Below are 12,786 nucleotides of genomic sequence, written 5' to 3' on the forward strand. Positions count from 1 at the left end.
GGATTCTCCATGGGCCCCAGCATTCTCGTTGCGCAGAACCTTAGCAAAGTGGTCCCCAGCGCGGAAGGTGACCTGACCATCCTGCACGCGCTGTCCCTCGACCTGGCCCAGGCCGACAGCCTGGCCATCGTCGGCGCCTCGGGCTCGGGCAAGTCGACCCTGCTCGGCCTGCTCGCCGGCCTCGACCAGCCCAGCGCCGGCAAGGTCATCCTCGCTGGCCACGACCTGGGGCCGCTGGATGAAGACCAGCGCGCGCGGGTGCGCGCCGAACATGTGGGCTTCGTGTTCCAGTCGTTCCAGCTGCTCGACAGCCTCAACGCCCTGGAAAACGTCATGCTGCCGCTGGAGCTGGACGGCCGCCGCGATGCCCGCGAACACGCGCGCACCCTGCTCGAACGGGTCGGCCTGGGCAAGCGCCTGAGCCACACCCCGCGCCAGCTTTCGGGCGGCGAACAGCAACGGGTGGCCATTGCCCGTGCCTTCGCCGCGCAACCGGCAGTGCTGTTCGCCGACGAACCGACCGGCAACCTCGACAGCCACACCGGCGAGCGCATCAGCGACCTGCTGTTCGAACTGAACAAGGAACGCGGCACCACCCTGGTGCTGGTTACCCATGACGAACGCCTGGCCCGGCGCTGCCGCCGCCAGATCCGCCTGGATGCGGGCCGCCTGGTGGCCCCGGTGGAGGCCTGATGAACCACATGCCGCTGTCCCGCCTGTGCGGCCTGGCCCTGCGCCAGTTGCTGCGCGACATTCGCGCCAGCGAAGTGCGCGTGCTGTTCTTCGCCCTGCTGGTAGCGGTCGCGGCCAGCACTGCCATCGGCTATTTCGGTGCCCGCCTCAACGGCGCCATGCAACTGCGCGCCAGCGAGTTCCTCGGTGCCGACCTGGTGCTGCAGGGCAGTGCCCCGGCCCGCGACCAGCAGATAGACGCCGGCAAGGCGCTTGGCTTGCGCCACGCCCAGGTGGTCGAGTTCACCAGCGTGGTCGGCGGCGACAACGGTATCCAGCTGTCCAGCGTCAAGGCTACTGATGGTGCCTACCCGTTGCGCGGGCAAGTGCGCAGTGCCGCGGAGCCCTATGCCGCAGAAACTCCGGGCGGCGGCCCGGCACCTGGCGAAGCATGGGTCGAGCCACGCCTGTTGGCGGCACTGGGGCTGAAGGTTGGCGACAGCATCGACGTGGGCATGAAGACGCTGCGCATGAGCCGCGTACTGACCTACGAACCGGACCGCGCCAACAACTTCTACAGCCTTACCCCACGGGTAATGATGAACCTGGCCGACCTGCAGGCGACCGGCGTGATCCAACCGGGCAGCCGGGTCACCTACCGCGACCTGTGGCGCGGCGATGCCGAAGCGTTGGCCCAGTACCGCGGGGCACTGAAAAAGGACCTGGCCGCCAACCAGCGCCTGCGCGACACCCGCGATGGCAACCAGCAGGTCGGCGGCGCCCTGGGCAAGGCCGAGCGCTACCTGAACATGGCCAGCCTGGTGGCGGTGCTGCTGGCAGGCGTCGCCGTTGCCCTGTCGGCCAGCCGCTATGCCGCACGCCGCCTGGACGCCAGCGCCCTGCTGCGCTGCCTGGGCCTTTCGCGCCGCCAGGCACTGGGCCTGTACTGCCTGCAATTGGCCATGCTCGGCCTGGTCGCCGCGCTGGCCGGCGCCCTGCTCGGCTGGCTGGCCCAGCTGGGCCTGTTCCGCCTGCTGCATGGCCTGCTGCCAAGCGTGGTGCCTGCAGGCGGCATCGTCCCGGCCCTGGCTGGCATCGCCACCGGGCTGGTGGCCCTGGCCGGCTTCGCCCTGCCGCCAATTGCCGCGCTGGGCCAGGTGCCGCCGCTGCGCGTGCTACGCCGCGACCTGCTGCCGATACCGCCCAGCAGCTGGCTGGTGTACGGCGCGGCCCTGTTCGCCCTGGGCCTGATCATGTGGCGCCTGAGCCTCGACCTGCTGCTCACCTTCGCCCTGCTCGGGGGCGGCCTGCTCGCCGCGCTGCTGCTCGGTGGCCTGCTGCTGCTCGGTTTGCGCAGCCTGCGCCAATTGCTGGCCGGGGCCCCGCTGACCTGGCGCCTGGGGCTGGGCCAACTGCTGCGCCACCCCATGGCCGCTGCCGGCCAGGCCCTGGCCTTCGGCCTGATCCTGCTGGCCATGGCCCTGGTCGCGCTGCTGCGCGCGGAACTGCTCGACACCTGGCAAGCGCAGCTGCCCAAGGATGCACCCAACCATTTCGCCCTGAACATCCTGCCGGATGACCGTGAGCCCTTCGCCCAACACCTGCAGCAGGTCAATGCCACCTCGGCACCGCTATACCCGGTGACACCCGGCCGCCTGGTGCGCATCAACGAGCAACCGGTGCAGCAGGTGGTCAGCAAGGACTCGGCAGGCGAGCGCGCCGTGCAGCGCGACCTCAGCCTGACCTGGGCAGCCGAACTGCCCGAAGGCAATACATTGACGGGCGGCAACTGGTGGCAGGCGTTGCCCGCCGAAGATGAAATCCCCGGTGTGTCGGTGGAGGCGGAACTGGCCAGCAGCCTGAAGCTGCAACTGGGCGACCTGCTGACCTTCGACATCGGCGGCCAGCAGCGCCAGGCCCGGGTCAGCAGCCTGCGCAGCGTGCACTGGGACAGCTTCCAGCCGAACTTCTACATGATCTTCCAGCCCGGCACGTTGCAGGGGTTGCCGACCACCTACCTGACCAGCTTCTATCTGGCACCGGGCCATGACCTGGATGTGGTGGCGCTGTCACGGGCATTTCCGGCGGTGACCATCCTGCAGGTGGACGCCTTGCTCGATCAGCTGCGCAGCATCCTCGCCCAGGTGACCCTGGCGGTGGAGTATGTGTTGCTGTTCGTGCTGGCAGCCGGGTTGGCGGTGCTGTTCGCTGGCTTGCAGGCGACGCTGGACGAGCGCATCCGCCAGGGCGCCTTGCTGCGCGCGCTGGGCGCGGCGCGGCCCTTACTGGTCAAGGCGCGGCGGATCGAGTTCGGCTTGCTGGGTGCAGCCAGCGGCTTGCTGGCGGCGGTCGGGTGCGAGCTGATTACCCTGGTGCTGTACCGCTATGCCTTCGACCTGCAATGGAGCCCGCATGTGTGGTTGCTGCTGTTGCCGCTGGCAGGGGCGCTGCTGGTAGGTGGTGCGGGGGTGCTGGGGACGCGACGGGCGTTGAATGCCAGCCCGTTGGCGGTCTTGCGGGAAGGGTGAGACTTACCTGTCAGGGCCCTATCGCCGGCAAGCCAGCTCCCACCTCGACCGAATCGGCCTCGAGGCATGCGCTATCCCTGTGGGAGCTGGCTTGCCGGCGATAGGGCCATAACAGGCAACATCAGATCACTGCCCGTAGCTGATGCTGTTCACATACCAGGTCGCTTCACCGGTAGGTGTGTGCACCACCACCTCATCACCCTCCTCCTTCTTCAGCAAGGCACGAGCCATGGGCGAGTCGATCGAGATGTAGTCATTGCGCCCATAGATCTCGTCATACCCGACAATGCGAAACTTCATGGTCTCGCCCTCGTCGTTCTCGATCTCCACCCAGGCACCGAAAAACACCTTGCCCTCCTGCTGCGGCGAGTAGGCCACCACCTTCACATCTTCAAGACGCTTGCGCAGGTAACGTACCCGGCGGTCGATCTCGCGCAGCAGCTTCTTGTTGTACTGGTAGTCGGCATTCTCGCTGCGGTCGCCCAGCGATGCCGCCCAGGTAACCTTCTGGGTAATCTCCGGGCGGTATACCCGCCACAGGTGGTCCAGTTCTTTCTTCAGCGCCTCATGGCCTTCCGTGGTGATGATGTTGGTACTCAACAGCGCGCTCCTCAGCGGCGGGTAATCAGGCCTTGGCGCGCGATACGGGTGAGGTGGCCGATGATTTCGGCGGCCTCGTCCGGCGCCGGGGCCTGGATCACGGCCAGGTCGAAACGGTCATTGCCATACTGTGCGAGGTGGCAGCCGGTATCGGCGAACTGGATCAGAAATGCACGCGCCTGGCCCTTGCGCCGGGACAGGCCTTCAAGGTGACGTAAAAGAGTGGGTTGATGCTGGCCGCCGAGCAGGATGCGCGGTGTGCGGGACGCCTGGCTGGCAGGCAAGGGGCTCAAACAGACACTGGTACGTGGGCAACTCATGGAGCTTCTCTCCGCCTCGCGAATCCCGCTGGGCAGCGGTGGGAGGCGTCACCGAACCAGCGCTTTAGCGGTATTTCGGATGACCCGGAGAGGGGCTTTCCTGCGCCCCGCAAGTAGCTGTTTAAATCGGCGCAGACGGTATGCTAGAGCTACAAGCGGCAAGATACAAGCCTCAAGCCGAAAGTGATCGGCCTGAGGCTTGTATCTTGGCATTTGCGGTGGATCAGCGGGCGATCAGGCGGTCCAGCGAGAAGCGGCCAGCGCCTTCGATCAGTACCGCGACGGTGCCAGCCAGCAGGGCCAGGCCGAACTCATAGCCGTTGTTGGACATGAACAGGCCGTTGCCGATGTGCACCGAGAGGATCGCCACCACCAGGGTCACCGCCAGCACCAGGGCCGCCGGGCGGGCCAGCAGGCCGATCACCAGGGCCAGGCCGCCGAAGAACTCGGCACTACCAGACAACAGGGCCATCAGGTAACCCGGAGCCAGGCCGATGCTCTCCATCCATTGGCCGGTGCCTTCCAGGCCATAGCCACCGAACATGCCGAACAGTTTTTGCGCGCCATGCGCAATGAAGATGATGCCGACCAGGATACGGATAACGCTCAGGCCAGCGCCGGCGCGGGTGGAGAACAGAGCGTTGAGGGTAGCGTTGTTCATGTCGAAGACTCCTTGAAGCGGGGAAGTTGTGTTGGGATGAGCGCCATCATAATCGATTCGATAGATATGAAAATCGCAAAAAACCCAACATAACAATCGACAAAATAGATTTGTCAGCGTTTAGCCACACGCTCCAGCGCGGCACGCTCCCGGTTGAACGCTACAAAGTACTTGTTGACGCTATTGACGAAGTTGACTGGCCCCATGCCCACCTGCTCCATGGCGATACGTTCGGTCTGGAAAAACCACTGGTCGCCATTCAGCCCGCGCCGCCGCGCTTCGGCGCGCATGGCCTGGACGCGCTCGGGGCCCAGGTTGTAGGCCGCCAGCACGAAGGCCATGCGCTCGCGCTCGTTGATCTTGGCGCTGGCAAAGAACTTGCGCCGGATCAGCGCCAGGTAACGGGCGCTGGCCTGGACATTGCCATCCACCGTGGCGGTGTTGCTCACCCCCACGCGCTGCGCCGCCGAAGGGGTGATCTGCATCAGGCCATGGGCCCCTCCGGCACCGCGCGCTGCCGGGTTGAGCGTCGACTCCTTGAAGGCCAGCGCGGCCAGGTTGAGCCAGTCGATCTGCTGCGCCTCACCGTGTTTCTGCAGCACCGCCCGCAGCGCGGTCAGGCGCTGGCGATTCTTGCTGGCCAAGGGGTCGTGCACCCGGTACTGGCGGCGGTAGATGCGCTCGAACGCGGCGTCCTGGTTGTCCGGTGCGCGGTAGCCCTGCAGAAAGCGATCGACCGTGGCCTGCAACTGCGGCGCATCGGGCCTCACATACCAACGCATGGCTTGCGGCGCCCCCAGCTTTACGCGGCTGTCCAGGCGCAGGCGCGGCATCACCCGGGCCCAGCGCCGGGCGATCGGCTGCTCGACCACGGTCAGGTGATAGATGCCGGCCTGGACCATTTCCAGCACATCCTCCACCGCCAAGGTCGAGTCGACCCACTCCACCTTGATCGGCGCGCGCTTGCGCAGCGCCAGCTGCTGGTTTACCTGCTGGATCAACGAGCCAGCGGCGCTGGCGCTGGTCAGGGCCACGGTACGCCCGGACAACTGCTCGACATGGCTGAAGCTGCGTTCGCCCTTGCGCCCCACCAGCAGCAGCGGCACCTGGTCGAGCACCGGCGCGCTGCTGCTGACCCCACGCACCACGGCGGGGTCGAGCAGTTCACCCGGCGCGGCCAGGTCACCCTCGCCCCGGGCCAGGGCGCCGAGCAACTGCTCCTTGGCCCGCGGGATCAGCTTGAGCTGGATCTCCTGGCCGTCGGCGGCGCGGCCATTGAGGTAATGTTCCAGGGCACGCAGGCGATAGTATTCGATGCCGACCGGCTCGCCCTTGACCTCACCGGAGCTGTTGCGGCTCTGGTTGACCAGCACCCGCAGCACCTGGCTGGTGCGAATTTGTTGCAGGTCACGGACCTTGGCCGGCGCGATGTTCTGCTGCGGTCCCGGCACGCGCGCGTGGGCAGGCCCGGTCAAGGTCAGCCCAAGCGTCAGCAGGAAAATGAGCCAGCATCGCTGCATGCGAAAACGTGTCCGTGGTCGGTGGGCGGCATCCATGGGGTTGCACCGCCAAGAGAGAAATGACGGTAAAAGACCACGGCAACAGCATGAAGTTCTTGGTTTTTTCAGAAAAACACGGTTTTTGCTATGCTGGCCGCCCCGCGGCACGAGATAGCACCATGCAACTGATCGATATCGGCGTCAACCTGACCAACAGCAGTTTCCACGACCAGCAGGCGGCAATCGTCGAGCGCGCCCTTGAGGCCGGGGTCACGCAGATGGTGCTGACGGGCACCAGCCTGGCGGTCAGCGAACAGGCGCTGGAGCTGTGCCAGCAACTGGATGCGAGCGGCGCGCACCTGTTCGCCACGGCAGGGGTACACCCTCATGATGCCAAAACCTGGGATGCCGGCAGCGAGCGCCAGTTGCGCCAGTTGCTGAATGAAACACGCGTGCGCGCCGTGGGCGAATGCGGCCTGGACTTCAACCGCGACTTCTCCCCTCGCCCGCTGCAGGAAAAAGCCCTGGAGGCACAGTTGGCACTGGCTGCCGAGCTGCGTCTGCCGGTGTTCCTGCACGAACGCGACGCCAGCGAACGCCTGCTGGCGATCCTCAAGGATTACCGCGACCACCTGACCGGCGCAGTGGTGCACTGCTTTACCGGCGAGCGCGACGCGCTGTTCGCCTACCTGGACATGGACCTGCACATCGGCATTACCGGCTGGATCTGCGACGAACGCCGTGGCACCCACCTGCACCCGCTGGTAGGCAACATTGCCGAGGGGCGGCTGATGCTGGAGAGCGATGCGCCTTACCTGCTGCCGCGCAGCCTGCGGCCCAAGCCGAAGAACGGGCGCAACGAACCAGCGTTCCTGCCAGAGGTGTTGCGTGAAGTGGCCTTGCACCGGGGCGAGTCGACCGAACAGACGGCGGCGCATACCACGGCAACGGCGCAGGCGTTTTTCCGACTCCCCTGAACCCGTCGCGTTCTCCTGTAGGAGCGGCCTTGTGTCGCGAAAGGGCCGCAACGCGGCCCCGGCAATCTATGCGGCGAAGCTGAAAACCTGGGGGCGCTTCGCACCCCTATCGCGACACAAGGCCGCTCCTACAAAAGCGCGTCAGAACTTGCGGCAGAACTTTCTTGACGCACATCAAGAAAGGCCCTGGCTTGCGCAGGCACAATGATGGCACCTTGCCAATATTGTTCACGCTCAACTCAGAGAAGACCTGCCCATGGGTGCCTGGCTTAGCAATGTTTCCCTGAAGTACAAGTTCTGGGCCGTCAACGCGGTGGCCTTTGTCACGACCTTGCTGCTGGTGCTCTATGCCGTGCACCTGGAGCAACGCGCCCGCGCCGAGGCCGCGCAGGCCCAGGCGGCCGCGCAGGCCCAATTGCTGGCTGCCTGGCCGGCCGGCCAGCCGCTACCCCGGCCGGCCAACGTCATCAGCTGGTCAGCCGGGCAAACGCCCACCTTCGCGGATGAACCCCTCGAGGCCTTGCGCAATGCCCAAGGCTGGGTCGAACTGCCCGCCGCCCGGCTCTTGGGCAACAACCCGCTACAAGGCGCGCAGGTGCTGCGCAACGGCGATCAGCAAATGGCCGTGCTGGCCCAGTCGCCAAGCCTGCGCCAGGTGTTCTTCGACCGCTTCAGCAACTACGCGGTATGCGTGCTGATCCTGATGCTGGCCATGCTCGGCGCCTCGCAGCTGCTGATCCGCTTCCTGCTCAGCCAGCTCAACACGCTCAAGGATGTGATGCTGCACGTGGAAAAAACCGGCGACCTGTCGGCCCGCGTACCGCTGGCCTGTGGCGACGAGGTCGGCCAGATGGCCGGGGCCTTCAATGCCATGCAGGCGACCTACCACCGCGTGGTCAGTACCGTCGCCCACACCGCAGCGCAACTGGACTCCGGTGCCGCGCGCCTGGCTGCGAGCATGAGCGACGTGCGCCACGGCATGCTCGGCCAACAGAGTGAGACCGACCAGGCCGCTACCGCCATCAACGAAATGTCGGCGACGGTGCACCACATCGCCCAGCACGCCGGCGCCACCCGTGACCTGTCACAAACCGCCGACACCCTGGCCGGTAGCGGCCAGGAGGTGGTCAGCCGGGTGCAGGACTCGATTTCCGGGCTGTCCAGCGGCGTTCAGCAAACTGCCGAGATGATTCGCCAGCTGGCCGAAGACAGCCAGAAGATCAATGGCGTGGTCAGTGTGATCCACAGCATCGCCGAGCAGACCAACCTGCTGGCGCTCAATGCCGCCATCGAAGCAGCGCGCGCCGGCGACCTGGGCCGCGGGTTTGCCGTGGTGGCCGATGAAGTGCGCAACCTTGCCAAGCGCGTGCAAAACTCCACCGACGAGATCACCACCATGGTCTCGGCCCTGCAGTCGGGCACCCGCGATGCAGTGGATTTCATGCAGGAAAGCTCGTACAAGGCCGACGACTGCGTCAGGCAGGCCCAGGAGGCCGGCGAAGCACTGGCCGAGATTACCGGTGCCGTGGCGCAGATGCGCGAAAGCAACACCCAGATTGCCGTGGCAGCCGAGCAGCAAAGCCAGGTGGCCGAGGAAATGAACCGCGCCGTGGTGAGTATTCGCGATGTCACCGAACAGACCGTGCAACAGACCGTGGGCTCGGCGACCACCAGCAGCGAACTGGCGACCCTGGCCGGTGAACTGAACAAGGCCATTGGCCAGCTCAAGCTATAGTCACCATAGCCAGCCTCGATTGGCCCCCGCCTGGGGGGCGCACTAAGCTTTGGGCATGACCGAGAGGAAATGCCCATGAGCAAACGCCTGCCCAACCTGCCCGCCTGGCAATGGCGCGGCTACCACCACAACCACCGCCACCCGACCAACCTGATGCTGCACCTGATCGCCGTGCCGCTGTTCATCCTTGGCGCGTTGCTGATTCTGTCCGGCCTGTTCGGCCTGGATCTGGGCCAGATTGCCGTTGGCATCATTGCCTTGATCGCCGGCCTGGGCCTGCAGCGCCAGGGCCATCGCCTGGAAGCCGAGCAACCCGAGCCCTTCGCCAACCGCAAGGATGCCGTGCAACGCCTGCTGACCGAGCAATTCATCACCTTTCCGCGCTTCTTGCTGAGCGGGGCCTGGTGGAAGGCTTGGCGGGAACGACACAAGCATCGGCGCTGATGCCATTGGGGCTGCTCTGCAGCCCAATCGCGACGCAAGGCCGCTCCCACAAGAACCGCGCATGTCCTGAAATTTACGCGATCCTGTGGGAGCGGCCTTGTGTCGCGATTGGAGCGCAACGCGCTCCCGGGTTCGGTCAGGCAAACACGGTAACCGTCTGCCGACTCAAGGCCAGCAACTCGCCCTGCGCCGTCCTCAACGCAGCGGCAGCGTGCCCGTAACCATCCCGCGCATGCTCGGTTTCCACGCAATAACGGCACCAGTCCAGGGTCGACAGCTGCGCCGTGGGCTGCATGAATTCGATGGTCCAGGTCAACGTACTGCCGGCGGCCGGCTGCTTGAGAAACGGCATCAGGCTCGGTGGCCAGGCATCGACCAACGCCAGCAGGTGCGCCTCGTTGACCGGTTCTTCGGCCACCCCGCGCAAACGTACCCAGCCGCCCATCTGGCGCGACTGATTGCCACTGAACGGCAACCCACCCACCGCCCAGCGCAAGGCCACATGCTGCATGAACTCCGGGGTAACGCCTTTGATATGGGGCAGCTCGGGGGCTGCGTCTTCGAGCGCTTTCATTTCCGTGGCCGGCAACGCCGGCACATCGACCACCGATGGCCGCCCCGCACCGAAATTGCCCTGCACCAGGGTCACCACCTGGCCGTCTTGAACGGCACGGCCCAGCAAGGTGCTGACTGCCTTGCCTTCACGCAGCACCTCAACATCGAAGCGGATTGGCACATCCGCCGCGGCCGGCGCCACAAAGCTGATGGCCAGCGAACGCACGGGGCGGTCGTCGGAGATTTTCTGGCGCATGGCTTCATACACCATGGCCGCCATCAGCCCGCCAAAGGCGGCGCGACCCTGGGCCCAGCTTGGCGGGACGCTCACCGCTTCGGGGTTGGCCCGCACGGCGTCGAGCAGTTGGTTGAAATTCATTGGCCGGCTCCTGCCTGCAGCGAAATAGGTCTGCCCATCCTAGCCAGCAAACCCTTGTCGATCAGCCCGCATATCGGTCATTTTTCGGGCTTTCGCCGCGCCAGCGCCTGCTGCAGTGCATCCAGCGTCACATCCGAATGCCGCTCGGCCTCGTGCAATTCCTGCTCCCAGGCGGCCTTGCACGGTGCCAGGTCGGCATGGTCGCGCGCCTGCAGCAGCCATTGCAGGCGATCATGCCAGTCACCCAGGTCGCCCTGGGCCTGCTTCAGCAAGCGCCGCAACTGCTTGCCCGCATGGTCGAGCTGTGGGTATGCCTCGTCACCGTAGCGCGCACGCTTGATCAGCAAACGCAGGCGGTGGCGATCATGGGCCGGGCCCTGCAGCGCTTTGTGCAACTTGCGCCACTGTTTGACCAGGCGTTTGTCGACACTCTTTTCCAGCGCCTTGACCAAGCCCTCTCGGCCGGCTGCACGCAGGAACAGCGGAAACGCGTCGACAATCGCCAGCACCCGGGTCAGCTGCGGGCTGACGGCAACACTGGCGAAGGTCCTGCCACGCCCTTCCAGGCGCCGCTGCCCGGCCTCGGCAAAACCACGCCCGATCAGTTCGGCCGCCAGCACCTCACGGTCACGCAACGGCGTGGTCAGTGTACCCAACGACTTGGCGGCGTCCTCCAGTTGCTCCACCCCCGGCAGCCCACGCAGCGGCCGCAGCAGGCTGCGCAGGCGCCGCAGGGTGGTGCGCAGGTCATGCAAGGCCTCACTGTCGGTATCGGCAGCCAGGCGCTCGCGGCAGGCCAGCAGGCGCACCTGCAAGGCCACTATCTGGGCAACCACATGATCGAGCATGGCAGACATCGAAAGACGCTCCTTGGTCAGCGCCCGGCGCGAGACTCACGAATGTAGAAACGGGCCTTTTCGGCTTTTCTGGTACAGCTTTCATAACCTTCGAACTGCTGCTGGGTCTTGGCCCCGGTCAACAGCGACAAGGCCTTGGAGTAGCTCACGGCACCGGCAAAGCCTTCGGCCTTGGCCAGGTCCAGTTCCTTCCAGGCGGCATCCAGTTGGGTCGCGCAACTCTCGCGGTAGGCCGTCTTGCCCGCGCAGCCAGCAAGGGCCAAGGCGATCAAGGGAAGGCAGATCCAGGCTTTCATCGGTAATACCTCAAAAGAAAAAACGTTGGCTTTTTGACGCCTCGGCAGCTGAAAAGTGCCCTGCCCAGCCAGCTTGGCCCAGCCAGTTTTATTACAGTAGCTCAGCGCGATGCACATTGAAGCACAGGTGGCGATGGGTGCATTGTAGGACCATGGTTGCACTGGCCGGGGAATGTTCATGAGCAAACGCGTGGCACTGGTACTGGGATCCGGCGGAGCCCGGGGGTATGCACATATCGGGGTGATCGAGGAAATCGAGCGCCGTGGCTACGACATTGCCTGCATCGCCGGCTGCTCCATGGGCGCGGTGATCGGCGGCATCTATGCCGCCGGCAAGCTGGAAGACTACCGCAACTGGATCGAGAGCCTCGACTACCTGGATGTGTTGCGCCTGGTCGATGTCAGCTTTCGCCTCGGCGCAATTCGCGGCGACAAGGTGTTCGGGCAAATCCGCAAGATCGTCGGCGAGATCAACATCGAGCAATTGCGCATCCCCTACACGGCAGTTGCAGCCGACCTCACCAACCAGCAGGAAATCTGGTTCCAGGAGGGCTGCCTGCACCAGGCCATGCGCGCCTCGGCGGCAATCCCCAGCCTGTTCACCCCGGTGATGCAAGGCAACCGCATGCTGGTCGACGGTGGCATCCTCAACCCGCTGCCGATCGTGCCGGTGGTGTCCAGCCACTGCGACCTGATCATCGCGGTCAACCTCAACGCCACCAACCAGAAGCAGTACCAGTTACCGGTGATCGAACGCCCGGCAGCGTTCAAGATGCGTTTCGATGCCCTGCTCAGTTCGCTGGGCTCGCGCCTGCCGTTCCGGCGCAAGCCGGCGGAGGAGCTGATCCGCATCGAGCAGGAAATCGTCGCCGAAGGGCTTGCGCCGCCAAATCCATGGCTGGCCGATGCCGCCAACCCGGAAGGCCAGCAACCGGCGGCGGCGCCGGAGCGCGAAGGCGCACCGAAGTCGGCGACCGGCTCGTTCATCATCGACAACGTGGGGCCCGCTTCGCTGCTGGACTTGATCAACCAGAGCTTCGAGGTCATGCAGACGTCGTTGGCGCAGTACAAGATCGCCGGCTATCCACCGGATGTACTGATCAACGTGCCCAAACGGGTGTGCCGGTTTTTCGAGTTCTACAAGGCGCCGGAGCTGATTGCCCTGGGGCGGGAGATTGCGCGGGATACGCTGGATAACCATGAAGGGGTGAAACGCTAGACCTTGTACTGCCTGTAATGGCCTCATCGCCGGCAAGCCAGCTC

General features: G+C 65.3%; 13 protein-coding genes. 6 read left to right on the forward strand and 7 right to left on the reverse strand.

Annotation, left to right across the window (positions count from 1 at the left end; genetic code table 11):
• Positions 1-9: 9 nt before the first annotated feature.
• On the forward strand, positions 10-693 hold the full coding sequence (locus CAG22_RS15595; protein ID WP_085705731.1) for an ABC transporter ATP-binding protein: 684 nt from the start codon (positions 10-12) through the stop codon (positions 691-693).
• Complete coding sequence (locus CAG22_RS15600; RefSeq protein WP_085705732.1) at positions 693-3,200, forward strand: ABC transporter permease; 2,508 nt, start codon at positions 693-695, stop codon at positions 3,198-3,200. The genes CAG22_RS15595 and CAG22_RS15600 overlap by 1 nt, the downstream gene beginning before the upstream one ends.
• Before the next feature lie 126 nt (positions 3,201-3,326).
• On the opposite strand, the gene greB is transcribed toward CAG22_RS15600, so the two are convergent.
• The 4 genes from greB to CAG22_RS15620 form a co-directional block, all read right to left on the reverse strand.
• Complete coding sequence (greB, locus tag CAG22_RS15605) at positions 3,327-3,800, reverse strand: transcription elongation factor GreB (protein WP_013971895.1); 474 nt, start codon at positions 3,798-3,800, stop codon at positions 3,327-3,329.
• 11 nt (positions 3,801-3,811) lie between these two features.
• A complete protein-coding gene (locus CAG22_RS15610) occupies positions 3,812-4,120 on the reverse strand; it encodes a hypothetical protein (RefSeq protein WP_025338428.1) in 309 nt (102 codons plus the stop codon).
• 223 nt (positions 4,121-4,343) lie between these two features.
• Complete coding sequence (locus tag CAG22_RS15615; RefSeq protein ID WP_015269705.1) at positions 4,344-4,781, reverse strand: DoxX family protein; 438 nt, start codon at positions 4,779-4,781, stop codon at positions 4,344-4,346.
• A 113-nt stretch (positions 4,782-4,894) separates the two neighbouring features.
• Positions 4,895-6,301: a transglycosylase SLT domain-containing protein gene (locus tag CAG22_RS15620; RefSeq protein ID WP_085705733.1), complete on the reverse strand. Its 1,407-nt coding sequence runs from the start codon at positions 6,299-6,301 to the stop codon at positions 4,895-4,897.
• 158 nt (positions 6,302-6,459) lie between these two features.
• Here CAG22_RS15620 and CAG22_RS15625 point away from each other — a divergent pair, with 158 nt between their 5' ends.
• From CAG22_RS15625 to CAG22_RS15640, 3 genes are all read left to right on the forward strand, one after another.
• Complete coding sequence (locus CAG22_RS15625) at positions 6,460-7,257, forward strand: TatD family hydrolase (RefSeq protein ID WP_025338426.1); 798 nt, start codon at positions 6,460-6,462, stop codon at positions 7,255-7,257.
• Positions 7,258-7,513: 256 nt separating this feature from the next.
• Positions 7,514-8,992: a methyl-accepting chemotaxis protein gene (locus CAG22_RS15635; RefSeq protein WP_085705735.1), complete on the forward strand. Its 1,479-nt coding sequence runs from the start codon at positions 7,514-7,516 to the stop codon at positions 8,990-8,992.
• A gap of 75 nt (positions 8,993-9,067) precedes the next feature.
• Positions 9,068-9,436: an Mpo1-like protein gene (locus CAG22_RS15640; protein WP_085705736.1), complete on the forward strand. Its 369-nt coding sequence runs from the start codon at positions 9,068-9,070 to the stop codon at positions 9,434-9,436.
• A 136-nt stretch (positions 9,437-9,572) separates the two neighbouring features.
• Here the strand turns inward: CAG22_RS15640 and CAG22_RS15645 are convergent, their stop codons facing one another.
• The 3 genes from CAG22_RS15645 to CAG22_RS15655 form a co-directional block, all read right to left on the reverse strand.
• Positions 9,573-10,370 (reverse strand): acyl-CoA thioesterase II, encoded by a 798-nt coding sequence (locus CAG22_RS15645; RefSeq protein ID WP_085592892.1) that lies wholly within the window; start codon positions 10,368-10,370, stop codon positions 9,573-9,575.
• A gap of 77 nt (positions 10,371-10,447) precedes the next feature.
• Positions 10,448-11,227, reverse strand: coding sequence for a CHAD domain-containing protein (locus CAG22_RS15650; protein WP_085705737.1), 780 nt, complete (start codon positions 11,225-11,227; stop codon positions 10,448-10,450).
• Positions 11,228-11,244: 17 nt separating this feature from the next.
• Positions 11,245-11,523 (reverse strand): hypothetical protein, encoded by a 279-nt coding sequence (locus CAG22_RS15655; RefSeq protein ID WP_003259403.1) that lies wholly within the window; start codon positions 11,521-11,523, stop codon positions 11,245-11,247.
• Between the two features lie 178 nt (positions 11,524-11,701).
• Between CAG22_RS15655 and CAG22_RS15660 the strand changes: the two genes are divergently transcribed.
• Entirely contained in the window at positions 11,702-12,742 is a 1,041-nt protein-coding gene (locus CAG22_RS15660; RefSeq protein WP_085592959.1) for a patatin-like phospholipase family protein, read from the forward strand.
• The last annotated feature ends 44 nt before the right edge of the window (positions 12,743-12,786 follow it).

The organism is Pseudomonas sp. B8(2017) (genome assembly GCF_002113575.1).
In the GTDB taxonomy this organism is placed as follows: Bacteria; Pseudomonadota; Gammaproteobacteria; order Pseudomonadales; family Pseudomonadaceae; genus Aquipseudomonas; species Aquipseudomonas putida_Z.